Annotated in this window: 23 protein-coding genes; 13 read left to right on the top strand and 10 right to left on the bottom strand. The window is 53.0% G+C overall.

The window, feature by feature from the left end; all coding sequences use genetic code 11:
• Positions 1-55: 55 nt before the first annotated feature.
• The 4 genes from M2403_RS03155 to M2403_RS03140 all read left to right on the top strand — a co-directional run bounded on the left by M2403_RS03155 (position 56) and on the right by M2403_RS03140 (position 4814).
• Positions 56-1828 (top strand): GMC family oxidoreductase, encoded by a 1773-nt coding sequence (locus M2403_RS03155; protein WP_152325501.1) that lies wholly within the window; start codon positions 56-58, stop codon positions 1826-1828.
• Between the two features lie 2 nt (positions 1829-1830).
• Positions 1831-3138: a cytochrome c gene (locus M2403_RS03150; RefSeq protein WP_152325502.1), complete on the top strand. Its 1308-nt coding sequence runs from the start codon at positions 1831-1833 to the stop codon at positions 3136-3138.
• Positions 3139-3367: 229 nt separating this feature from the next.
• Positions 3368-4024 (top strand): hypothetical protein, encoded by a 657-nt coding sequence (locus tag M2403_RS03145; RefSeq protein WP_259228550.1) that lies wholly within the window; start codon positions 3368-3370, stop codon positions 4022-4024.
• A gap of 199 nt (positions 4025-4223) precedes the next feature.
• A complete protein-coding gene (locus tag M2403_RS03140) occupies positions 4224-4814 on the top strand; it encodes a Yip1 family protein (protein WP_152325503.1) in 591 nt (196 codons plus the stop codon).
• Between the two features lie 76 nt (positions 4815-4890).
• On the opposite strand, the gene dld is transcribed toward M2403_RS03140, so the two are convergent.
• Positions 4891-6582, bottom strand: a complete 1692-nt coding sequence (gene dld / locus M2403_RS03135; RefSeq protein WP_152325504.1) for a D-lactate dehydrogenase — start codon at positions 6580-6582, stop codon at positions 4891-4893.
• A 206-nt stretch (positions 6583-6788) separates the two neighbouring features.
• Here dld and phnC point away from each other — a divergent pair, with 206 nt between their 5' ends.
• From phnC to phnE (M2403_RS03115), 4 genes are all read left to right on the top strand, one after another.
• On the top strand, positions 6789-7622 hold the full coding sequence (gene phnC / locus M2403_RS03130; protein ID WP_165059528.1) for a phosphonate ABC transporter ATP-binding protein: 834 nt from the start codon (positions 6789-6791) through the stop codon (positions 7620-7622).
• Between the two features lie 114 nt (positions 7623-7736).
• The gene (gene phnD / locus M2403_RS03125) at positions 7737-8669 is read left to right on the top strand and encodes a phosphonate ABC transporter substrate-binding protein (RefSeq protein ID WP_015698041.1); all 933 of its coding nucleotides are present in this window, start codon (positions 7737-7739) and stop codon (positions 8667-8669) included.
• A 68-nt stretch (positions 8670-8737) separates the two neighbouring features.
• Positions 8738-9601: a phosphonate ABC transporter, permease protein PhnE gene (gene phnE / locus M2403_RS03120; RefSeq protein WP_152325506.1), complete on the top strand. Its 864-nt coding sequence runs from the start codon at positions 8738-8740 to the stop codon at positions 9599-9601.
• Entirely contained in the window at positions 9601-10524 is a 924-nt protein-coding gene (gene phnE / locus M2403_RS03115; RefSeq protein ID WP_152325507.1) for a phosphonate ABC transporter, permease protein PhnE, read from the top strand. The genes phnE (M2403_RS03120) and phnE (M2403_RS03115) overlap by 1 nt, the downstream gene beginning before the upstream one ends.
• A gap of 76 nt (positions 10525-10600) precedes the next feature.
• Here the strand turns inward: phnE (M2403_RS03115) and M2403_RS03110 are convergent, their stop codons facing one another.
• Together M2403_RS03110 and M2403_RS03105 are read right to left on the bottom strand one after the other, a co-directional pair.
• The gene (locus M2403_RS03110; RefSeq protein WP_259228549.1) at positions 10601-11722 is read right to left on the bottom strand and encodes a cupin domain-containing protein; all 1122 of its coding nucleotides are present in this window, start codon (positions 11720-11722) and stop codon (positions 10601-10603) included.
• Between the two features lie 157 nt (positions 11723-11879).
• Positions 11880-13259, bottom strand: a complete 1380-nt coding sequence (locus M2403_RS03105) for an NAD-dependent succinate-semialdehyde dehydrogenase (RefSeq protein ID WP_152325509.1) — start codon at positions 13257-13259, stop codon at positions 11880-11882.
• A gap of 360 nt (positions 13260-13619) precedes the next feature.
• Between M2403_RS03105 and M2403_RS03100 the strand changes: the two genes are divergently transcribed.
• Positions 13620-13949, top strand: coding sequence for a DHCW motif cupin fold protein (locus tag M2403_RS03100; RefSeq protein ID WP_259228548.1), 330 nt, complete (start codon positions 13620-13622; stop codon positions 13947-13949).
• 52 nt (positions 13950-14001) lie between these two features.
• Complete coding sequence (gene ddlA / locus M2403_RS03095; RefSeq protein WP_208951633.1) at positions 14002-15099, top strand: D-alanine--D-alanine ligase; 1098 nt, start codon at positions 14002-14004, stop codon at positions 15097-15099.
• A gap of 131 nt (positions 15100-15230) precedes the next feature.
• Here ddlA and M2403_RS03090 read toward each other — a convergent pair whose 3' ends face one another.
• The 4 genes from M2403_RS03090 to M2403_RS03075 form a co-directional block, all read right to left on the bottom strand.
• A complete protein-coding gene (locus M2403_RS03090) occupies positions 15231-15488 on the bottom strand; it encodes a DUF1471 domain-containing protein (protein ID WP_152325512.1) in 258 nt (85 codons plus the stop codon).
• 150 nt (positions 15489-15638) lie between these two features.
• The gene (locus M2403_RS03085; RefSeq protein WP_013576350.1) at positions 15639-15896 is read right to left on the bottom strand and encodes a YdgH/BhsA/McbA-like domain containing protein; all 258 of its coding nucleotides are present in this window, start codon (positions 15894-15896) and stop codon (positions 15639-15641) included.
• Positions 15897-16063: 167 nt separating this feature from the next.
• Positions 16064-16321 carry a YdgH/BhsA/McbA-like domain containing protein gene (locus M2403_RS03080; RefSeq protein WP_259228547.1) on the bottom strand — a complete coding sequence of 86 codons (258 nt, stop codon included), beginning with the start codon at positions 16319-16321 and terminating at the stop codon, positions 16064-16066.
• Between the two features lie 414 nt (positions 16322-16735).
• Positions 16736-16993: a hypothetical protein gene (locus tag M2403_RS03075; protein ID WP_152325514.1), complete on the bottom strand. Its 258-nt coding sequence runs from the start codon at positions 16991-16993 to the stop codon at positions 16736-16738.
• A gap of 202 nt (positions 16994-17195) precedes the next feature.
• On the opposite strand from M2403_RS03075, the gene M2403_RS03070 reads away from it, so the two are divergent.
• Complete coding sequence (locus M2403_RS03070) at positions 17196-17855, top strand: TetR/AcrR family transcriptional regulator (protein WP_165059540.1); 660 nt, start codon at positions 17196-17198, stop codon at positions 17853-17855.
• Between the two features lie 3 nt (positions 17856-17858).
• Entirely contained in the window at positions 17859-18746 is an 888-nt protein-coding gene (locus M2403_RS03065) for an oxygenase MpaB family protein (protein ID WP_259228546.1), read from the top strand.
• Between the two features lie 2 nt (positions 18747-18748).
• Here the strand turns inward: M2403_RS03065 and abgT are convergent, their stop codons facing one another.
• The 3 genes from abgT to M2403_RS03050 all read right to left on the bottom strand — a co-directional run bounded on the left by abgT (position 18749) and on the right by M2403_RS03050 (position 23134).
• Entirely contained in the window at positions 18749-20272 is a 1524-nt protein-coding gene (gene abgT, locus M2403_RS03060; protein WP_101077294.1) for a p-aminobenzoyl-glutamate transporter, read from the bottom strand.
• 91 nt (positions 20273-20363) lie between these two features.
• Positions 20364-21818 carry a M20 family metallopeptidase gene (locus tag M2403_RS03055; protein ID WP_259228545.1) on the bottom strand — a complete coding sequence of 485 codons (1455 nt, stop codon included), beginning with the start codon at positions 21816-21818 and terminating at the stop codon, positions 20364-20366.
• Complete coding sequence (locus M2403_RS03050; RefSeq protein ID WP_165059547.1) at positions 21818-23134, bottom strand: amidohydrolase; 1317 nt, start codon at positions 23132-23134, stop codon at positions 21818-21820. The genes M2403_RS03055 and M2403_RS03050 overlap by 1 nt, the downstream gene beginning before the upstream one ends.
• 345 nt (positions 23135-23479) lie before the next feature.
• Here M2403_RS03050 and M2403_RS03045 point away from each other — a divergent pair, with 345 nt between their 5' ends.
• A complete protein-coding gene (locus M2403_RS03045; RefSeq protein WP_152325520.1) occupies positions 23480-24376 on the top strand; it encodes a LysR family transcriptional regulator in 897 nt (298 codons plus the stop codon).
• Positions 24377-24498 lie beyond the last annotated feature (122 nt).

Raw genomic sequence — 24498 nt, 5'->3', positions numbered from 1 at the left:
AAACCGGCAACGCACGGGCTTTGATTATTGAGATATTTTCAGGAGTACATGTCGTATGAGCAATAAAAGAGAGAAGGTCGACGCAGTGATTGTCGGCCTCGGCTGGGCGGGTTCGCTGATGGCCAATGAACTGACGCTGGCTGGCCTGAATGTGGTCGCCATTGAACGTGGTTCATGGCGCGATACCAGCAATGATTTCCCGACCACCATTGATACCGACGAACTGCGCTTCGTCAGCCGTCGCGCGATTATGCAGCCCACGGCGGTAGAAACCCTGACCTTCCGTAATAACCCGATCCAGCAGGCGCTGCCGCTGCGTGAGTTTAATACTTACCAGTTCGGGATGAACGTCGGCGGGGCGGGCACGCACTGGAACGGCATGACCTGGCGCTTCCTGCCGTATGATTTCCAGAGCTACAGCCAGACGGTTGAACGCTACGGTAAAAACAAATTCCTGGAAGGAATGCAGGTTCAGGATTGGGGCGTGACATTTGACGACGTCGAACCGTTCTACGATAAATTTGAACGTTACGCCGGGACATCCGGGAAAGCCGGTAACATCAAAGGCGAAAAAATTGAAGGCGGCAACGTCTTCGAAGGCCCGCGCAGCCGGGATTATCCGCTGCCGCCGCTTAAGCGCACCCAGCTGTCGATGATTTTCGACAAAGCCACGCGCGAGATGGGCTATCACCCGTTTGCGGTGCCTGCGGGCAACACGTCCGGTGCGTACACCAACCCGCTGGGCGTCAACATGGCGCCGTGCACATACTGTGGTTACTGCGAATTCTTCGGCTGCGGCAACTGGTCGAAGAGTAGCCCGAATGCCTGCATCTTGCCTGCGGTAATGCAGCGCCCTAATTTTACGGTGATCACCGAATCCGAAGTCTTGCGCGTCAACAAAGCACCGGACGGCAAAACTGCCACCGGCGTGACCTTCATTGGCAGCGACGGCGTGGTGTGGGAGCAACCGGCGGATATCGTGGTGATTTCTGCCTACCAGATGGATAACGTCCGCCTGATGCTCCTTTCCGGCATCGGCCAGCCTTACGACCATAAAACCGGTGAAGGCGTGGTCGGGCGTAACTATGCGTACCAGACTATTTCCGGCGCAGGTTTCTTCTTCGAAGACGAAATGATGAATCCGTTCATCGGCGCAGGGGCGCTTTCACAGGCCATTGATGATTTCAACGGCGATAACTTCGATCACACCGGCCATGACTTTATCGGCGGCGGCGTTGCGCTGGTGCATTCCACTAACGGACGCCCGATCGGCTATTCCAACAACGTACCGCCGGGCACACCGCGCTGGGGCGCAGACTGGAAAAAAGCCGTCAAACACAGCTACCAGAACTACAACAATATTTATTGTATGGGCAACAGCTATCCGCACCGCGACGTGTTCCTCGATCTTGATCCGGAATACAAAGACCGCCACGGTCAGCCGCTGCTGCGCGTGACGTTCGACTGGATCGAAAACGACAAACGTTCAGCGAAATTCATGGCTGACCGCTCGGTTGAAATCGCGCATGCGATGGGGGCAAAAACCGTTGTGCGTCAGGAACCGACGGCTAAACCGTTCTCGCCAATGGATAACCTTTCTTCCCACACCACGGGCGGCGCCTGCATGGGCGACAACCCGAAAACCAGTGCGGTGAACCGCTATCTGCAAAGCTGGGATGTACATAACGTCTTTGTGTGTGGCGCATCGGCGTTTGCCAATAACGGCGGTTATAACCCCACCGGCACGGTGGGCGCGCTGACTTTATGGGCGGCAGAAGCGATTAAAACCCAATATCTGAAATCCCCTGGTCCGCTGGTGAGGGTTTAAGCATGAGAATGAAAAAAACGTTAGCAGTGATTGCCGGTGTGGTCGTCATCGGCGGGCTGGGGTTTGTCGGTGTGAAAATGGGGTACAACGCCAGCCAGTCCGGCGAATTTCAGGCACCCGCAGCGGCGGCGATGACCGGTAAAACGGCCATCGAACGCGGTAAATATCTGGCGCTGGCGGGGGATTGTGTGGCCTGTCATACCGCGCCGGGCGGTGGCAAGCCGTTTGCCGGAGGCTATGGTCTGAACACGCCGTTTGGCACGATTTACGCCACCAATATCACGCCTGATAAAGAAACCGGTATCGGCGGCTGGACCGATCAGCAGTTCATTAATGCGGTGCGTAACGGCAAAGGGATCAACGGGGAAAACCTCTATCCGGCGATGCCATATAACGTCTATGCCAAGGTCAGCGATCAGGATCTGAAAGACATCAAAGCGTACCTCAATACCGTGCCAGCCGTGCATTACGATGGCCCGAAAACCGATCTGCCGTTCCCGTATAACATCCGCCTGATGATGTTTGGCTGGAACCTGTTGTTCCTGGATACCGCCCCGTTTAAGGCCGACCCGGCACAGTCAGCAGAATGGAACCGCGGCGCGTATCTGGTGGAAGGGCTGGGGCACTGCACATCGTGTCATACGGCGAAAAATCCGCTGGGGGGCGATAACTTTGGGGTGCATTTGCAGGGCGGAGAACTTCAGGGCTGGTTTGCGCCGGAAATCACCGGGAATGTCCGTCAGGGGCTTGGCGACTGGAGCAACGATGAAATTGTTCAGTACCTGAAAACTGGCGCGAACGCCCGTACCGTGGCCTCCGGCCCGATGGCGGAAGCGGTGACAAATTCGCTGCAACACCTGTCGGACTCCGATCTTCATGCCATTGCGGTTTACCTGAAAAGCTTACCGGGCAGCAAAGAGGTGTCTGCGCCGCTGGCAGCAAATTCAGCCATGGCAAATGGCAAAGCGCTGTATGCCGATAACTGTGCGGCCTGCCATCAGAATTCCGGTGAAGGTGTGCGCAATATGGTGCCCGCGCTGAAAGGCAACAACGGCGTTCAGGCCAGCCAGCCGACGAATATTCTGCATGTGCTGATGAACGGTGCGCAGGGTGCCGCGACGCTCAGCAATCCGACCAGCGCGGATATGCCGGAGTTTGGCTGGAAAATGACGGATCAGCAAATGGCCGATGTCACGACTTACATCCGCAACGCGTGGGGAAATCAGGCGCCAGCGGTCAGTAAAGACGATGTTGCGAAGGCCAGAAAAACGCAGGACGGCGCGGCGGCATTGCATAACCCTGCACCGTAAAAAAAACCTGAGCGTATTATCAGGAGTCCCTGTAACGGAGCCGCGTAAGCGGCTCTTTTATTTGGTATTTATTCATTTTATCAATGCAATTCCCTAAGGCATAGATTCATAAATAATCACGCCCTGAACGAGAAAAAAATTGATTTGAGGTGTTTATTTATACAGTGCAGACTGCCCGCAGATTAAGGATGCCTGAACAAGGATTAGCTCAAGCGAGGGACAACACATCATGTTTCTGCTCAGGATGCCAGATTGCTGGCCAGCCAACCCGATGCTCTATCTTCCCGGTGCCCTGACGATGCCGGAAGACTTTAAGGGAGAATGGATTATGGAAGCGTTACTGCAAAGCCAGATCAACAGTATCGAAAAGCAGGGAATCAAAACCGGTGAGGAAATCGCAGGCCTCAATTTGCGGGTGGGAAAGGTTGAACAGCAAGTTGTTCAGCTTACAGAGGTCGTTACGGACACCAATCTCCGTGTGGGAAAACTCGAACACCAGATGGTCACGCTCACCGATGCTGTGACAGATATCGGTGTTCGCGTGGGGAAAACGGAGGAAAGTATTGTTCGCATCGATAAACATCTGGTCAGGATCGACGAGCATCTGGTGCGAATTGACGATCATTTTGTTCTCATTGATAAGAAATTTGACCTGGCAGATGAACGCTTTGAGAAAGTCGACCAGCGCTTTGTCAAAATGGATCTGCGTTTCGATAAAATGGATGCCCGATTTGATTCCGTTGAGTCGCAGCTGGCGGTTATTCAGTCGAATTACGTGACCAAGGATATTTTCCACATCTATATTACAAAACAGACCCATTGGATCATGGGCATGATGGTAGCACTGGCTGGTGTGGTGCTTACCGCTGCCTGCTATATCCACTGACCTTCAGGGAAATTCCTTTCTCCGGCATCAACATCCTCTGCGACAGGGGGGTTGTGCCGCCAGCAAACCGCTTAATAACGGCTATAATATAAACAGGCTGCCACCTTCTTGTTGCCCTTGTGACCTTTATCAAACGGGCATTCCCGAAGGTTTATCATCGTACGCCGCTGGCGGCTTTCGGCGCACAAGGGGGTGTTTCATGGGTAATCATGTCTGGGGACTGTTATCTCATCCAGGTCCCGAATTGCAGCAAATCCAGCGTGAACGGGAAACCGTTTCACATGTTTATTCCCACCATGTTTTTCTGATGGCGCTGATTCCGGTTGTCTGTTCCTTTATCGGGACAACGCAGCTGGGCTGGAACTTCGGTGACGGCCAGAAGCTGATGGTTTCCATGTTCACCGCGTCCTACATCGCTGTAATCTTCTATGTTCTGATGCTCGCCGCTGTTGCTTTGATGGGGCGAATTATCTACTGGATGGCGCGTCGTTATGACAGCCGCCCGACACTCAACAGTTGTATTGTGTTTGCCGGTTACGTTGCCACGCCGATGTTCCTCAGCGGGATCGTTGCGCTTTATCCGATGGTCTGGTTATGCCTGTTTGTCGGGCTGATTGGCCTTTGCTACAGCGGATATCTGCTGTACCTCGGTATTCCAAACTTCCTCAACATTGACCACCGCGAGGGGTTCCTGTTCTCCAGTTCGACGCTGGCGATGGGGGTTCTGGTTCTTGAGTTGTTACTCGCACTGACCGTGCTGATGTGGGGTTATGGAACGAAATTGTTCTAACCAATGAGATGAGGTCGGAGTGACGTAGTATCCCTCCCCTGAAAAGGGGAGGGTTGGTAAGAAGCACTTCACCGCGTTATTCCTGCCAGTTTTTCAGCTTACTGGTTTTGCCGATCCCCGGGTTAAAACTGTTGGTCGGGTCGGCCTGCCGGTAAAATTCCTTCAGATGCGGTTTTGCAATATACAGATGTCCGACATTGTGTTCCGCCGGATATTCGGCACCTTTGGCATCCAGCAACTCGAGCATGCGGTGTTTCAGCGCCTTACTGTTCGCCCCTTTTTTGACAATGTAATCCTGATGGAAAACGTGGCACATAAAATGGCCGTAATAGAGTTTTGCCACCAGCTGATTATCAATATCCTCCGGCAACGTTTCAAACCAGTCGCGATCGTTGCGGCGCAGTGCGATATCCAGCGCCAGAATGTCTTCCACTTCTTTCTCATGCACAGCGTGATAACGAACGGCGGCACCCGCCGCAGCGAAGCGGTGCAGAAACGCCTTTTTGCCTTCGTCGGCGGAACAGATAAAGAAATCACCCTGATTTTCGCTGAAGAAACGGGTCAGAAACGTTCTGGCTTCATCAATTCCGGGGCCGGACATTTTCAGCAATAAGTGATGCTCAAACCGGTCACGATATTGCTTCATGCGGGGCGGTAAATGATTCGGCAGCGCTTTACTCAGGCACTGCATTACACGGTCGCTGAAATGTTTCGGCAGGAAAGGCACCTTGCTGGCGTGTGCGTCAAACTTCCCTTTGGCGGTAAACATATCCGGCATTTTGTCTGTGCCGAGCTTGTCGATCATCAGGAACGTATCTTTACCGTACACTTCGGTGATATCGAAAATATCCCGGTGCATGTATTCGCCAGCCACCGGAAGATTCGCAAAATCTCTCAGGATCTGACGACGTAACTCAGTGAGAACCGCTGTGTCATTAGTGCCGATATAGAAAACCTGCTGCTGGGTTTCTGCCGGGAAAGTATCGAGACGGACGGCGAAAACCGCCAGCTTCCCGGCACAGCCCGAGGCTTCAAACAAACGGCGCTCATCGGCGTTAAAGCGTGATGGCGTATCGGCATCCACTTCGCGGACACGCGCCGCGTAATCATGGTCCGAAGCCAGCCGCTGATCGTGCAGAATATCAGCTTCGAGATAATCGCCTTTTTCCAGCCGTGTCAGAATCTCTTCCGGCGTCTCACCCAGATTGATCCCCAGATGGTTTATCAGCCGGAGTTCTCCCTGCGCATCAATCTGCGCATACAACGCCATTTCCGTATAAGCCGGACCACGTTTCACCAGTGAACCGCCGGAGTTGTTGCATATCCCGCCGACGACGGAGGCACCAATGCAGGATGAACCGATGACCGAATGCGGTTCGCGGTTATACGGCTTGAGAATTTTTTCGAGTTTATACAACGTGCTGCCGGGGAAACCGATCACCTGATGGCCGCCGTCGAGCAGCTGGATCTGATCGAGTTTCAGGGTGCTGAAAATGACGATGTCGCGGTCATAATCGTCGCCGCTCGGCGTCGAACCTTCGGTCAGCCCCGTATTGGCGGCCTGCATGATGACAATTTTGTCGGCCGCGATGCAGGCTTTAAGCAGTTGCCATTGTTGAAGCAATGTCTGCGGGAATACCACCGCCAGCGCCTTGCCGCCGCCGGAGCGAAACCCCTTGCGGTAGCGCTCGGTATTGCTGTCGCCGGTCAGGACATGGCGGCTTCCGGCGATTTCTTTCAACGTGGTGATGAGTGACTGATTATCCATTTCATCTTCCTTTTTTTGACGTAGGCTCTGCAATCATAGACTTAAATGCCACATAACAGGCTACAGATCATTCAGGATAATTACCGAGGGATTTCTCTTAAGTTGCTACATTTTTGTCATATGCTGTCCACTAAATCGTCATTGATGTGTCACAAAACTCGCGCTTAATGAACGCCAGATAACGAAAGCAACCGAGAGACAGCATCATGGCGCAAGCTCAACTTAAGCTGGCACAGGCTGAATATCCTCAGGCCGGGCAGCAACATCTGAACAAAGTGCTGGACGTGAAAGGCCTGGTGAAATCCTATAAATCAGGTCAGCGTGTTCTTAATGACATCAATTTCGATCTTCACGCCGGTGAATTTGTTGCGGTCATTGGCCGTTCCGGTGCGGGGAAATCGACTCTGCTGCACGTGCTTAACGGCACGATCCCGTTAACCGACGGCAGTGTGGTGTGTCATTACGAAAACGGTGAGCAGCAGGAACTGGCGGGTCTGACCGGCAAAGCGCTGCGTCGCTGGCGTTCGGGCTGCGGCATGATTTTTCAGGATTTCTGCCTGGTTCCGCGTCTGGACGTGTTAACCAACGTGTTGCTGGGGCGCCTGAGCCACACCTCCACGTTTAAATCCTTCTTTAATCAGTTCGATGACGAAGACCGCGCCCGCGCGATTTCCCTGCTGGAATGGTTGCACATGTTGCCGCATGCGCTGCAACGTGCTGAAAATCTCTCAGGGGGTCAGATGCAGCGAGTCGCTATTTGTCGCGCCCTGATGCAAAACCCGAAAATTTTACTGGCCGATGAACCGGTTGCCTCGCTGGATCCTAAAAATACCCTGCGCATCATGAATGCCCTGAAAAAGGTCAGCGAAGAGAACATCGCGGTGATGGTTAACCTGCATTCCGTAGAACTGGTAAAAGATTACTGCACCCGCGTGATCGGCATTGCGAAAGGGCAGATTATCTTTGATGGTCATCCGGATCAGTTAACCGACGGGATCTTGCAGCAGTTATATGGCGAAGAACACGACGTTAATTCCTGATGCTCACGCGTTGTAACGAATGTTTTAATAAATAAATTCCGTATTTTATTTCGGAAATAAATTTTAGCCGTACTTATTTTCACTTTCTCTCAATCTACACAAGGTCATCATTAAATGAAGAAGTTATTACGTCTGGCGGTCTTTGTTGCAGGTTCCCTTACCGCAATGCACAGCATGGCAGAAGATGCGCCTAAAGAATTGAATTTAGGTATTCTGGGTGGTCAGAACGCCACTCAGCAAATCGGCGATAATCAGTGTGTAAAAGATTTCTTCGATAAAGAATTAAATGTGGATACCAAACTGCGTAATTCATCCGATTACTCGGGTGTTATTCAGGGATTATTAGGCAAGAAAGTCGACATGGTATTAAGCATGTCGCCTTCTTCTTTCGCGTCTGTGTATATTAATAACCCGAAAGCGGTAGATCTGGTCGGTATCGTAATCGATGACACCGACAAATCCCGCGGTTATCACTCTGTTGTTGTCGTAAAAGCGGACAGCCCGTACCAGAAACTGTCTGACCTGAAAGGCAAATCATTTGGCTTTGCTGATCCGGATTCCACGTCCGGTTACCTGATCCCGAACCAGACTTTCAAGAAAGAGTTTGGCGGTACGACGGATAACAAATACAACAACTTCTTCTCCAGCGTGACCTTCTCCGGCGGCCACGAGCAGGATATCCTCGGCGTGCTGAACGGGCAGTTTGAAGGCGCGGTAACCTGGGCTTCCATGATTGGCGATCGCGAAACCGGCTATACCTCCGGCGCGTTCAACCGCATGATCCGCATGGACCATCCGGATCTGATGAAGAAAATCCGCATTATCTGGGAATCCCCGTTAATTCCTAACGGCCCGATTCTGGTTCGCAGCGATTTGCCACCGGCATTTAAAGCGAAGCTGGTTTCAGCCATTAAGAAACTGGATAAAGACGATCACGCCTGCTTCGTGAAGGCCGTTGGCGGTAAACAACATATCGGCGAAACGTCTCTGGCTGAATATCAGCAGATTATTGATATGAAGCGTGAATTGACGAAGGGTGGCCGTTAATACCCTGACTTCCTCCCCTTTCACGGGGGAGGAATAAAAAAATCTCCATGTAAACCGGAAATATTATTTTGAATAAAGACTTCAATCGTTATTACCAGAATATACGCGGTAAGCAAAAGCGCGAGGCGCTGATCTGGTCAGGGCTGATGCTGCTGTTATATTTATGGTCTGGCAATGTTTCCGAACTTAATCTGAAAACTATTATTGTTTCAGCTCCCAGCTTTTTTGATTATATCGGCCAGACAGTTCCGGTTCTGCACTGGTCATTATTATTCGCAGACGGACACACCGAAGGTTCTCTGGCTTACTGGGGATACCGTCTCAATATCCAGTTACCGCTGATTTGGGAAACTATTCAGCTGGCATTGTCTTCAACGATTTTGTCTACCGCGCTGGCCGTTGTACTGGCGTTTCTTGCCGCCAGCAATACGGATTCCCCAAAATGGGTGAAATTCAGTATCCGCACGTTTGTGGCTTTCCTGCGAACCATGCCTGAACTGGCCTGGGCCGTGATGTGCGTAATGGCCTTTGGCGTCGGGGCTATTCCGGGCTTTATCGCGCTGACCTTACACACCGTCGGCAGTCTGACAAAATTGTTCTACGAATCTATCGAAACCGCGTCGGACAAACCGGTGCGCGGCCTGAGAGCCTGCGGAGCAGGGCGCTTGCAGCGCATGCGTTTTGCCATGTGGCCACAGGTTAAACCTATCTTTTTGTCCTACAGCTTTATGCGTCTGGAAATTAATTTCCGCCAGTCGACCATCCTCGGCCTGGTGGGCGCGGGCGGGATTGGTCAGGAACTGATGACGTCCATCAAGCTCGACCGCTATGACCAGGTCAGCATGACGTTGCTGCTGATTATTCTGGTGGTTTCCGGGATGGATTATCTGTCGGGTAAATTACGCAAACGCGTGGTGGAGGGCACTTTCTGATGTTAACTGACGCGCTTGAACCTCATGTTATTGCTGGCCTGAAACAGCAGCACGCACATCTGTTTTCCGCGCAGCGTCGTTACCTGCGTTATCTGGCAATTCTGGCTGTCGTGATTGTGTTGTATTACGTCTATTTCTTCAGCTATTTCGGCATTCCGTGGAGCGAAGTCGTGCGCGGCACCCGCGAAGTCGGGCGTTATTTCCTGCGCATGTTCGTGTGGCATAACGTTTCCGAATGGCCGTTTATGTACTACTTCTCGCAGATTGCGATCACGCTGGCGATTGTGTTTGCCGGGACGGTCACCGCCTCTTTCCTCGCACTGCCGCTGTCTTTTCTTGCGGCACGAAATGTGATGTCCACGCCGGTTCTCCGGCCGGTTTCACTGGTGATCCGCCGCATTCTGGACGTGCTTCGCGGCCTGGATATGGCGATCTGGGGGCTGATATTTGTCCGCGCTGTCGGCATGGGGCCTCTGGCCGGCGTGCTGGCAATTGTGATGCAGGATTTAGGCTTACTCGGCAAGCTTTACGCTGAAGGCCACGAAGCAGTGGAACGTTCACCAAGCCGCGGCCTGCGTGCGCTGGGCGCATCTCCGCTACAGACGCACCGTTTTGGTATTTTCACGCAGTCTTTCCCGACGTTTCTGGCGCTGTCGCTGTATCAGATTGAATCCAACACCCGTTCTGCTGCCGTTCTCGGTTTTGTGGGCGCGGGCGGTATCGGTCTGGTTTATGCGGAAAATATGCGGTTGTGGAACTGGGATGTGGTGATGTTTATCACGCTGATTCTGGTGGCTATCGTCATGACGATGGACAAGATTTCAGCGATGCTGCGCGCCAAATATATTCTGGGCGAAGAGATTGATCTGTTTGTGCCGGAAGAGCGGAAAATGAAGCCGCCGGTCGAATTGTATAAACCCTGATTCGGACCGCTCTTAAAACTAAAAAGGCGGCATCCACCGGATGCCGCCTTTTGTCATAACCGGGCAGCAAAAAATATTACTCGTCGAAATACCAGTAACCCTGATTCACCAGATCGGTGAACACGGCCATGAACGCCGGATCCTGAACGGCATCGCCCAGCTCTTTTTTACCGATCAGCCTGAAACGGCAAAGTGCATCCGCTGCCTGATATTGCTCGGTTTCCAGCGCTTCACTGTTGACGAAGAAACGGTCGCCGACGTTCAGCACACGCAGACCGCTCAGACGGGTCAGGCTGTCGCCCTGCATCAGCGCATCCACGATTTCGTGCGTTTCATATGGCGGTTCGGCGGGGGCGATGTCCAGCTCATGGCGCGGCGTGGTTGCAAAACGTCCGAACCATTGTCTGAACGCTTCCGGCTGATTGATCAGGTCATGCATCATATTGCGCACGCGATCCAGCTCGTATTCTTCTACTTTGCCCACATGATCGCGCAGCGTTAAATCCGGGTCGCTGTAGTGGTCGCCACCTAAATCATTTTCCAGTGCGTAGTCGGCAAAGCTGCTGATAAAGTCGCGGGTATTCGGGCCACGGAAACCGACGGAATAGTTGAGGGCGGTTTCATGGGTGAAGCCGTCGTGCGGGAAGCCCGGCGGAATGTACAGAATGTCGCCCGGCTCGAGATCTTCATCGATGATCGGCGTAAACGGATCGACATGCAGCAACGCCGGATGCGGGCAGAACTGACGCATCGGCAAAGCATCGCCCACGCGCCAGCGACGGCTGCCCATTCCCTGAATGATAAACACATCGTACTGATCGATATGCGGGCCAACGCCACCGCCGGGCACGGAATAGGAGATCATCAGGTCATCCAGGCGCCAGTCTGGCAGCACGCGGAACGGACGAACCAGTTCAGCCGCAGGCAGATGCCAGTGGTTCACCGCCTGTGCCAGCAACGACCAGCCGGTTTCACCCAGCCCGTCGAAATGCTCAAAAGGACCGTTGCTCGCCTGCCATTCACCATTTTTATGGCTCACCAGACGGCTGTCCACTTCAGGTTCCATCGCAAGGCCGGCTAATTCATCGGGAGTGATCGGATCGACAAAGTTTGTAAATGCTTTTTTTAATACAACAGGTTGTTTCTGCCAGTATTTTTCTAAAAATTCCGGCCAGTCCAGATTGAGTTCATACGCCATGTGATTTACCAGTGGGAAGACAAACGGGCCTGATTATAGAGAGGCTGGCGGGTATGCCGCTTTGTCATTAATCAAGGGATCACAAAAGACTGGCGGAGGGAGGGAATTTCCCTCTCCGGGCGGAGAGGGAAGTGTTACGGGGCGGTGCAAACGGGTATTAAGACTTGGCGGCAAGCACCACCAGTTTTTGGTTCACAAACTCTTTGATCCCCAGATCTGACAGCTCGCGGCCAAAACCGGAGCGTTTTACCCCCCCGAATGGCAGCTCGGCGGCGGTATCCGTTGGTGAGTTAACATATACCATTCCGGTTTCGATCTGGCTCGCCAGCTTACGGGCGCGATTGAGATCGGTCGTGAATACCGAACCGCCCAGGCCGTAGTGCGAGTCGTTGGCCAGTTTCACCAGTTCCTCGTCGTTTTTGACGATATAAACCTGCGCAACCGGGCCGAAAAACTCCTCGAAGTAAGCCGGATTATCACGCGTGATGTGTGTGAGGATCGTTGGCTCGAAGAAGTTGCCCGGATTCCCCGTCACTTTCTTGCCGCCGAAATGCAGTTTTGCACCGTGCTTCACGGCATCGTCTACCTGCTTGCTGAGCGTTTTCACCGCGTCGGCTGAAGACAATGGCCCCAGCGTGGTCGATTTATCCAGCGGATCGCCGATTTTCAGTGCCTTGAAGTGTTCAGTGAATTTTTTCAGGAATTCATCGGCCACTTTTTCATGAATGATAAAGCGCTTGGCGGCAGTACAAACCTGCCCGGCGTTGGAAACACGCGCCTGAGCACCGGCTTTGGCGGCGTGATCAATATCGGCATCATCCAGTACCGCGAAGACGTCATTCCCGCCCAGTTCGAGCGTGGATTTTTTCAGTTTCCCGGCTGCGCGCGCCGCTACAATCGCCCCGGCTTTTTCCGAACCGGTCAGTGCGACGCCCTGAACGCGATCGTCATCAATGATCGATGCGACCTGATCCTGAGAAATAAACAGATTGGTATAGGCACCTTTTGGCGCACCGGCTTCAGAAACCAGCTTCTCAAAGGTTTCTGCGCAATGCGGCACGATACTGGCGTGTTTTACCAGCACGCTGTTACCGGACGCGAGATTCGGCGCAAGCACACGCATCAGCTGGTAGAACGGGAAATTCCACGGCTCGACCGCCATGATTACGCCAATCGGATGATGCTCGACCCAGGCTTCGCCGAGGTCAGATTTATACGGCACAGGTTTGAGAAATTCCTCGGCGTTTTCCGCATAGAATTTCGCAATATCGGCGCAAATCTGCACTTCGCCACGGCTCTGACCAATGAGTTTGCCCATCTCTACACTGACCACTTCTGCCAGTTCATCGACACGGGAAGCCATCAGCTCGGACAATTTATGCAGCACTTTGATCCGCTGTTTGATATCTCCCTGTGCCCAGTCGGATTTATAAAGGGCATGCGCGGTGGACAAGGCTTGTTCAACCTGCTTGTCGTTGTGCGTCTGATATTCTTTAATGAGCTTGTTATTAAAAGGATTTATCGTCTGATATGGCATCTGTTGCTCCTTGTTTTGTGGCGCGCCGGATAATGTCATCAGCGCGTTGGAATTGAGGTGCGTTCGATTTACTGCCTTTGGCCTGCTTCTTAACGCTTGTTTCATCTCACTGCCAATAAGCATAGTCGATAAAACGTGAACTCTGTCTCACAGACATCTCATGCAACACATGAGGTTCGGGCTTTTTAGCGGCTTGCGCGCAGGCCTTGCCATCCGCGGGCTGCCGCCTGTCTCTAAGAACAATCGCCTTTACTTAACTTTGCGGCGAAAGGGCTTTCGAATTGTTTTCAGCAAGCGATTGATAAATTTACCGCTCACTTTTATGCTGGCTTTCCTTCCTTTTCCGACATTGAGAAACTCATGAAGCTTGATGCGATCCCGTTTTGCACGACTGACTGGAGCGACGTAACGCCGACACAACATCCGGGCGACACTGGTATGGCGCTGTGGCGTACGCAAAAATATGGCGATATCCGCGTGCGGGTCGTCGAATATTCCGCAGGATACGAGGCCGATCACTGGTGCAGTAAAGGGCATGTGCTGTTTTGCCTGGAAGGGGAATTGCACACGCGCCTGGAAGATGGCCGCACCTTTACCCTCTCACCGGGCATGAGTTATCAGGTGGCGGATAACGCGGAAGCGCACCGTTCCTCAACCCCCGTCGGGGCTAAATTATTTGTCGTTGATTAGTCGTACACAGAAAAATCGCCGCCAGCGTGAGGCTGGCGACAAGGAGCAGCAGGTGAGTAAATTACGGGTAGGCATCATTTTTGGCGGCAAATCGGCTGAGCACGAAGTGTCATTACAATCAGCAAAAAATATTGTGGATGCCATTGATAAAGAACGCTTTGACGTGACTTTGCTGGGCATCGATAAGAAAGGCGAGTGGCATATTAATGACGCCAGTAACTACCTGATTAATGCTGAAAATCCGTCACTGATTGCCCTCAACCGCTCGAATAATCAGGTCGCGCTCATTCCGGGGCAAACTGAAAATCAGCTGATTGAAACGCACAGTGCCAGCGCATTGTCGCAGGTGGACGTCATCTTCCCGATTGTTCACGGAACGCTGGGCGAAGATGGTTCATTGCAGGGACTGCTGCGCATGGCAAACATTGCGTTCGCCGGTTCCGGCGTGTTGGGGTCGGCTGTAAGCATGGATAAAGATGTGACCAAGCGTCTGCTGCGGGATGCCGGTTTGTCCGTCGCACCCTTTGTCACCCTGACCCGTGCGAATCGCCAGAAATATACGTTTGCTGAAGTCTCTAAGCAGCTCGGCTTACCGCTGTTTATTAAGCCTGCCAATCAGGGTTCTTCCGTCGGCGTCAGCAAAGTGAGCAACGAAACAGGTTTCATTACTGCACTGGAAAAAGCATTCAGTTTCGATCATAAAGTGCTGGTCGAATCCGCGATTAAAGGCCGTGAAATCGAATGCGCGGTACTTGGCAACGATTACCCGCAGGCCAGCGTATGCGGCGAAGTCATCCTGCACGACGAGTTTTATTCCTACGACACCAAGTACATTAATGAAGCCGGCGCATCGATTGCCGTTCCCGCCGATTTGCCGCAGGAGACGCATGACCGCATTCGTGCCATCGCATTGCAGGCATTTCAGGTGCTGGAATGCCGGGGCATGGCGCGCGTCGATGTGTTCCTGACCGAACAGGGTGACGTCGTTATCAACGAAATTAATACGTTGCCGGGTTTTACCAACATCAGCATGTACCCGAAACTGTGGGCGGCCAGCGGTTTAAATTACAGTGATCTGATCACGCGTCTGATCGAACTGGCGCTGGAGCAACACGAGCAGGATAACCAGCTCAAAAGCTCAGCGAACTGATTTGTAAGAGGTGCTGCAAAAGAAAAGCAGGGAGAAATCCCTGTGTGGCGGGATCAATTTAAAGGTCTCCTCAAATCGCAGACACGAAAAAGGCGGCAAACGCCGCCTCTTCTGCTTACTGCTGAGGACTCTTATTTGTACAGCTCAGCTGTACCGTACAGGTGGTTGTCACCAGACGCACCGATAATACGGTAAGAACTTGCACCGGCTTCGCTGGCTTTAGCATTCAGTTTGTCCTGCAAGCTGCTCAGGCTGTTACCTGAAGTCGCGCTGACGACACCAATCGCCTGCTGACCAGCCGGAGCGGACTGAACTTCAGTCGCTGCCAGGGTAGAGAATGATGCGGTTGCCAGTGCGATGGCGGCGAGAGTCATAGTAATGTTTTTCATGATGGTTTCCTCAATTCGTTTATTGCGCTTTGCCAGGCGTTGTCATCAACGTTCATTTAATGTGCAAAGCTGTCTTCTGTCCGATACAACATCTAGCTTATTAATCGTTAACTAAATGCCGCTTTACCCTTATCAAATCGTACTCCGTGCTTATTTATACAGCTCAGCAGTACCGTACAGGTGGTTTTCACCAGAAGCACCAATGATGCGGTATGAACTTGCACCGGCTTCATTCGCTTTAGCGTTCAGCTTGTTTTGCAGGCTTGACAAATCATTGCTTGAAGAAGCACTTACCACACCGATTGCCTGTTGGCCTTCTGGTGCAGACTGAACTTCAGTCGCAGCCAGAGTTGAGAATGAAGCGGTAGCGAGGGCGATTGCAGCTAATGTCATAGTGATGTTTTTCATGATTTCTTCCTGTTTTAATCTGTTTATCAGCAGGTGGTTTAGGTCAGACGTTATTTGTTAACGTTCGATAATTAAATCTTAGACCTGGATCACATTCTTTGCAACTCAATTATTTATTAATCGTTAACTAATTGTGCGGAACAATCTGCTAACGAATGTCGTTGTGCTTATTTGTACAGCTCAGCAGTACCGTACAGGTGGTTTTCACCAGAAGCACCGATGATGCGGTATGAAGATGCACCGGCTTCGGTCGCTTTCGCATTCAGTTTTGACTGCAAAGTCGTCAGGTTACCGTTTGAAGAAGCGCTGATAGTCCCGATAGTTTGTGAACCTGCCGGAGCGGACTGAACCTCAGTGGCTGCCAGAGCAGAGAAAGAAGCGGTAGCGAGTGTCAGGGCAGCGATTGTCATTGCGATACTTTTCATGATTTGTATTCCTGTTCGTTAATTTTTTTGGAGTGACGTTTTCGTCAGCCCCGTTATTCGGTCAACGTTATTTATTACTTAACGTTCGATAAGTAAATGGTAAAGGGTGTTGAGGGTTTGTGCAAGATGTTTTTTTAATGAGCGTTAACTTATTGTGCTGTGACGAACATCACACCAAAGTGCATTGTTGTTTTTGTTTTGTTAAATTTATGTTTTTAAAATGATTCGCCTGACAGATGGAGTTCGGGCTTATCCAATATTGTGCTGAATGAATCTTTAATGATCGCTAAGTTAATGGTTGGTTCCGGCGGGAGAGGGTGTTAAAACTAGGGTCGGCTTAGAAAAAAGATAAGGCAGCAAATGCCGCCTTATCGTTATTCCTGCTCAGACATTCTGTCGTCAGGGCCGGTTTCCTTAGTAGTAAATGGAAGCCGGTTTATGACCTGAAGTCATTGGTGCAGGTGGCTGAGACGGAGAAGTGGAAATACGGCTCTGCGCGACTTTTTTGTTCGTACAGGTTGCCGGGTTACAGAAGTTACTGTCACCGGTCACATTGACCATCGCCACTTCCTGACTCTGTACTGGCATCATGATAACCTGCTGTGCGGCAACATTGGCAACCGGTACAGCGGTTAATGCCAGAACTGCAAGAAGGATTTTGAAGTTACTCATGATGTTTCGTCCTGGGTATTTTGCTTTTATAAAGCGCTTATAGCTGTGCAGCTTTGCGGGTGTGAGTGATTTTCTTATCGCTCGATAATTAAATGATAAACTCCGCTGGACTTGTGCGCAACTATTTTTAATAATGATCGTTAAGTTATTTCTAAAAACAATTTTTATAACCATTATCACAATGGTGATGGAAGGAGGGTGTATGAGCACTGAACAGACGGCTTTGGTCCGGAAAAGTCGCGGTCGCCCAAAACAGTTCGACCGTGGAACTGCTCTGAGCAAGGCCCTGAATTTATTCTGGCGCCATGGTTACGAGGCCACTTCATTAGCTGATCTGGTCGAAGCAACCGGTGCAAAAGCGCCAACTTTGTATGCCGAATTCGGTAATAAAGAAGGGCTTTTCCGCGCAGCCGTTGAGCACTACGTTAAAAATTTCTACGAAAAAGGACGCTGTCTGCTGAGCAGACCTGATTTGTCCGTGGAACAGGCGATTGACCAGTATTTGCGTGCCATTGCAAACCTGTTTACTGACTGTGATACGCCGAGCGGTTGCTTCATGATCAGCGCATCGTCCGGGATGTCTTCATCTTCCGCGGATATTGCCGAAATGCTGCGTGAGCACCATCTGTCGCAGGAACGGACATTGTTCGAATATTTCGAGAAACAGAAACAAAGCGACAATCTGGCTGCGGTGACGGACAGTGCCCTGCTGGCGAAATACCTCGCCTGTACCATTCAGGGTTTCTCTGTCCAGGCGCGCGATGGCGCAACGGCGGCTGAGCTTAATCGTCTGATCGACGTGGTCATGAACCTGTGGCCGGAACTGACAAAAAACACCGTGCAAATCACTGCTGCGCACTAACGGATGTCTGATTTTCGTCAGTTATTAAGAAAGAGAATAGAACGCCAGGTGCTGAGTATTTCGGGCCTGGCGTTAGGCGGTATAGACTTCGAGAATCCTGCGGGCGATCCGGGGCTGTTTGGCCCTGAAAGCGTAACCTGGCGAATTCACGGAGACTTTTCTTCGATGCTTTGCGGCGGTGTCAGTGCCTTGCTGCTGCAAATGCTTCACCCGCTGGCGCTCGCCGGTGTCTGGGATCACTCCACATTTCGCGAAGACATGCTCGGCCGCCTGCGCCGCACCAGTCAGTTTATTTCCGGAACGACATTTGCCCCGACCCGTGATGCCACGGCGCTCATCGAAAAAGTAAAATTCATTCATCTGCACGTGACCGGCACCGATGCGCACGGCACGCCTTACGCTGCCAGCGACCCGGATTTACTGGTGTGGGTACACGTCGCGGAAGCGTACAGCTTTCTGCAATCTCATCTGCGTTACCGCAATCCTTCACTCAGTTCAACCGAACAGGACCGCTATTACCAGGAATTCGCCCGCGTGGCAGAAAGCCTCGGGGCGGTGAACGTGCCCGAAAGCGTTGCGGCGGTAGAAGCTTATTTGCAGGCCATGCGGCCTCAGTTGCGCTGCGATGAAAGAACGCAGGAAGTTGTGCGGTTATTGCGTAATGCGCCTGCGCCAAGCCGTCTGGCTAAACCGGTCGGCAGCCTGATGATTCAGGCCGGTATCGAGCTTTTGCCCGGCTGGGCGGCGGAACAACTGGGGATTTCCCTTTCCCCGGTTAAGCGTAAAACGATTCGTTTTGGCACCCGCCGCATCGCAGGTATCCTGCGCTGGGCGGTCAGAAACGGCTCATGGCATCGCGCGATGCGCCGCATGGGCCGCTTACCTTTCTGAATTTATAAATGCGGATAAACGCCCGGTCCGATCGGTAAACCCAGCAGATACCAGCCAACCAGCATCAGCAGCCACACCACGAAAAATACAATCGGGTACGGCAGCACCAGCGAATAGTAGGTGCCGAGTTTCGCCTCTTTGTTGTATCGCTGGAGGAATCCGAGGAACAGCGGTACAAACGGCGACATCGGAGCCAGCGGGATCACTGAGGAATCCGCGACGCGGAACACGATCTGCGCGAATGCCGGATGGAAGCCCAGCAGCATAAACATCGGTACGAAAATCGGTGCCAGAATCGACCAGATCGCCGAGCCGCTGGCGATGAACATACACAGCAATGCCGACAGGAAAATCAGCCCGAGGAACGCCGGAATACCGGTCATGCCGAGATTTTCCAGCACATCCGTCAGCCCGATCGCCATAAATTTTCCCATATTGCTCCAGTTGAAAAACGCCACAAACTGGGAGAGCGGGAACACCATCACGATAAAACCGGCCATAGACTTCATCGGATCAACCAGCAAATCCGGCACATCGCTGGCGCTGCGGATTTGCTTCGTCACCATGCCGTAAGGCACCGAAATCACGAAGAAGAACAAAATGATCAGCGGTACGATGCCCTGAATAAACGGAGACGGGATGATGCCGCCGGTTTTCGGATTGCGCAGCGGTGCGGCTTCCGGAACCACCAGCAGCGCGACCAGCCCGATGAACACCAGCGCCGCAATCCCGCTCGCCATCAGGCCGCGGTTCTGTTCCGGCGTCAGCTTCTTCATCTCTTCGTTACGTTCGCCGCGATAAACTGGCAGACGCGGTTCGACAAATTTGTCGGTCAGAATGGCCCCGACAATCGTCAGTAAAATCACTGACGCAGCCATGAAATACCAGTTATCGATAACGCTGACCTGAACCGCCGGATTAATCGCTTTTGCCGCTTCGGTACTCAGCCCGGAAAGCAGCACGTCCGTGGTCACAATCAGCAGATTTGCCGTAAAGCCGCAGCCCACACCGGCAATCGCCGCCAGCAAACCGGCCACAGGATGACGCCCGACAGCCAGGAAAATCAGTGCACCCAGCGGCGGCATCACCACCAGTGCGGCGTCGGACGAAATGTGGCTGAAGAAGGCGATAAAAATCACCATATAGCTGGCATAACGGGCGTTCACTTTCGACGCCATTTTATACATCAGGCTTTGCAGCAGCCCGACGCGCTCCGCCAGACCTGCGCCGATCACCAGCGCCAGAATCGAGCCAAGCGGGGTGAATCCGCTGAAATTCTTAATCACGTTCGGCAAAATCCACTGGATACCTTCCACGCTCAGCAGATTTTTAACGTGGATAACTTCGCCGTTACTCGGATTTACCGCCGTAATATTCAGCCACGAAATCACTGCGCTGGCGACCATCAGAATGGCAATCAAATAAACAAATAACAAAAACGGATTGGGAATTTTATTACCTACACGTTCTACCCACTGGAGAAAACCTCCCGGGCTCTGGCCGGAGTCTTGTGCTTCAATACTCATCTCTTAACCCTCTGTCGTGTTTGATTTTTTATATTTATGCCGCCCGTCTCTGCCGGAACGGGGCATGAGCGGGCGGTTTACTCGTCGTGATTTATTTGAGTGGCGAAGGTTTTACGCCCGCCGGGATAGGGCAGTGATACGGACGGCGTTCGCGCAGGACGTCCCGCTCTTTCTGGCATGCCGCGAGTAAATCAGGCTTCGTGAACAGCTCGATGGCCGTGGAGGACATCACTTTTGCCGCCAGACACATGCCTTTATGTGCGATTGATGTGCGCCCCTGCGATACTATCTGCCAGGTGTGCAGCGGCGAACCGACCGCAAAGCACGGGCTGAAACACTGAGCGGTCGGCACCAGCCAGCTGACATCCCCGACGTCGGTGGAGCCGTAGAGAATATTGCTGTTCGGTGCATAAGGCGCAACGGCGTCGGTCAGGGGTGACGTGCGCAGCGTTTCGGCAAATGCCATCCCTTCTGCGCCGCTGGTGCGGGAGATGTTCAGCAGATTGTTATCGATATCCTGGTCCGTCAGCGTGGCGCGAATTGACGCCGCAAACGCCTGTTCTTCATCCGTGTACTGCGGTGCGCCAAACGCTTTAACGTACTGATACATCGCGTTTTCCAGCGTGCGGTTCGGCACGTAATTGGAACAGGCTTTATCAAAACGCATCGACATCGTAGTGCCGGTCATCAGCGCCGCGCCTTTGGCGATATCTACCACGCGGTCGAAAATCCCCTGCGCCTGATCCATCTGCGGTGCGCGAACCAGGTACAACACTTCCGCATCGGCCTGCACCACGTTCGGCGAGATACCGCCCGCATTGGTGATGGCGTAATGCAGCCGCGCTTCCTGAATAATGTGCTCGCGCAGGAAGTTGGAGCCGGTGTTCATCAGCGTCGCGGCGTCCAGCGCACTGCGGCCCAGATGTGGCGCAGCAGCGGCGTGTGAGGACACGCCTTTGAAGCTGAACGACGCCTGAATATTGGCCAGCGTCTGGTTGCTGAACATGCCGCTGTAAGTTTCCGGATGCCACGTCAGCGCGGCATCAACGTCACCAAACAGGCCTTCGCGGGCCATAAACGTTTTGCCGGAACCGCCTTCTTCGCCCGGACAGCCGTAAAACCGCACCGTGCCCTGAATCTTTTCGCGTTCCATCCAGGCTTTTACCGCCAGCGCGCCACCGAGCGCCGCCGTCCCGAGCAAATTATGCCCGCAGCCGTGGCCGTTACCGTTTTCGATCAGCGGTTGCGCGGTGTTGCATCCGGCTTTCTGGCTCAGCCCGGCCAGTGCGTCGAATTCGCCGAGCAGGGCGATCACCGGTTTGCCACTGCCGAAGCTGGCGATGAACGCGGTTTCCATGCCACCGACGCCGCGCTCAACCGTAAATCCGCTGGCTTCCAGTTTGTCTGCCAGCAATGCTGAAGAGAACGATTCGGCGAAACGGGTTTCAGGATGATCCCAGATGGCGTCGCTGATTTCCGCCAGCGCCGGTTGCTGGTTATCGATAAAATCGCTGATGAAATTGACAATCGTTTGCTGAGCAGCCATCAGTTTTCCCCTTTGAATTCAGCGATATTCAGCGCCAGTGCGGCCAGCGTTTTGATGCCCTGCATCATCACTTTTTCATCGAAATCAAATAGCTCGTTGTGATGCCCTGCGCTCAGGTCAGTGCCGAAAATCACGTAAGAGGCTTCGCCGCCGCGCGCTTTCACACGTTCCATCATGTACGTCGCGTCTTCAGATCCCGCCGCGCCTTCCTGACGGTCAATAATCTCTGCAAATTCACCCAGTTTTTCCGCCTGCTGATGGATGTAATTGACCCACGCCGCCGTTGGTTTACTGCTTTGCGCCGCGCCCATCAGTTTGATGTCGAATTTCACCTGATGCATTTCGGCCGCGCCGGAAATCACTTTCAGCGCCTGCTGATAAATGAATTCGTTGACCTCATTGGTGGAACCGCGCGTTTCGACTTTCATCATGGCGGAAGAGGCGACTACGTTGCGGCCAGTGCCTGCCTGCAATACGCCGACGTTGACCCGTGAACTGCCGCCGCTGTGGCGGGGAATAGCGTGTAAACCGAGCGTGGCCTGCGCCGCTGCCAGCAGGGCGTTGCGGCCTTCTTCCGGTTTGCCACCGGCATGCGACGCCACGCCGGTGAAGCGCACGTCGAGCTTGGTGGTCGCCATGAACGTGTCGTTGCCGCAGACAATATGATTGGCCGGAACGCCGGTGCCGATATGGACGGCGGTGAAGTAATCGACGTCATCGACCACGCCTGCCGCGACCATGGATTTCGCGCCGCGCGTGCCTTCTTCCGCAGGCTGGAAAATCAGTTTGATCGTGCCGCAAAGCTTATCGCGCGCCTGCATCAGCACTTCCGCCAGGCCTAAACCGATCGTGGTGTGCCCGTCGTGGCCGCAGGCGTGCATCATGCCGTGATTGGCAGAAGCAAATCCTTCGCGGAACGGGCGGTGCGCCTCGTCGAGCACCTCGTTTAAATCCAGCGCATCCATGTCGACGCGAAATCCCATCACCGGGCCGGGACGTCCGGTTTCCAGCGTGGCAACAATGCCGGTGAAACCGCCGGAAAAATGCGGCATCCAGCGGGCAATTGCGCCCTGTTCCAGCGCGCGTTGCTCGTGTTCGGCCAGCACGGCCGCAGAAGGCAAACCCATGCGCGAATCCGCATCGATAACGTCTTTGCCCAGTTTCAGCGCATACCCGAGTTTCTCCAGCCGGTCGGCCACCAGCGTGGACGTACGAAATTCCAGCCAGCCGGATTCGGCATATTTATGCAGGTCACGACGTTGTGTTTGCAGGGCAGGGAACAGCTGTTCAACGTGTTCAGAAATCTCATTAACCATCACGGACTCTCTTTTTTACAGACATGCAGGCTTTCTGCCAAAAGCAGAAAGGAGGAAATCTTGTTTGGGGGGAGTGCGCGCCGGAGCACGAAAACTGGCACAACAAACCCAGACCGGCAGGCGCGAAGCGCAAACCAGTAACCCGTAATTTGTTGCCGTTTGGAGGAAAAATCCGCAGGAAAAGGCCCGGCGGAAGGGACTGCATCGCGGCATTTTTGCCGTCGTATCGGTCAGCGTTTTATGACGAACGTCTGCCTTATGTGTTTTTCAATGTACACAAAGCGATCAGGGCATATAAGATGCCAAAATCTTCTTAGTGATAATCAGGGGTTATCAAAGAATCTCATGCCATCACAAATAAAAATGCATCAGCTGCGGGCGTTTGTGTCAGTAGCACGACAGGGCAGCATTCGCGCTGCCAGCCGTCTGCTCAATCTTTCCCAGCCTGCGCTCACCAAATCGATTAAAGAGCTGGAAGAAGGACTGGGCGCGAGATTATTTGTCCGCCGCCGTCAGGGCGTGACGCTAACCGATTGTGGTGACGCGTTTTTTAAACGCGCGAGCCTGATTCTCGAAGAGCTGCGGGTGGCACAGGAAGACATCGCCCAGCGCCTCGGCGGAACCAGCGGCAGGGTGAATATCGGTGTCGGTGCCAGCATTGCGCGCACCATAATGCCGGAGGTGATCGACCGTTTTCACCGGGAATTCCCCAATGTGAAAGTGCGTATCGCAGAAGGCCAGCTGGTGTCGATGATCCCTGAACTGCGTCAGGGCGAGCTGGATTTTACCGTAAACACCTATTATCAGGGTCCCTTTGATAACGAGCTGTTATACGAAAAGCTGATGGATAAAGAGTACCGCGTGGTCGCCAGACGCGGACACCCGATGCAAAACGCGCGTTCGATGAAAGAATTGCTTCACTGCGACTGGACCATGCCGACGCCGCGCGGAAGCTATTACAAACTGCTCAGTGAAGTGTTTAGCGAGATGGACGCGGAACCGAATATCAGCGTGATTTGCGAGACGTTTATGTCCTGCACCAGCCTGATTGCCAAAACGGATTTCCTCAGTGTGTTATCCGTGGATGTGATTAACGATCCGGTGATCGGCCAGAGCCTGGTGGCACTCGATTTGGATCTGCCGTTGCCGACCGCGACGTTCTATCTCATTCAGCGGCGTGACACCACGCTGACGCCGATGGCGGCACATCTGGCACAACTGTTCCGACTTTATTGCCGGTAATCAATTCTGCCGGTAACAAACCGCATTCGCGTGAAAAGCGCGTGTTTTGATGATTTATCGGGGATTTTTGGGAATATTGCCCGTTATCGGGCTGGCTTATCCGTTCTACACTGACCATCACA

It is taken from the genome of Rahnella sp. BIGb0603 (genome assembly GCF_024808755.1).
Lineage (GTDB): Bacteria > Pseudomonadota > Gammaproteobacteria > Enterobacterales > Enterobacteriaceae > Rahnella > Rahnella contaminans.
The sequence above is the reverse complement of the archived record's forward strand: the minus strand, read 5'-3'. Positions and strand labels throughout refer to the sequence as shown.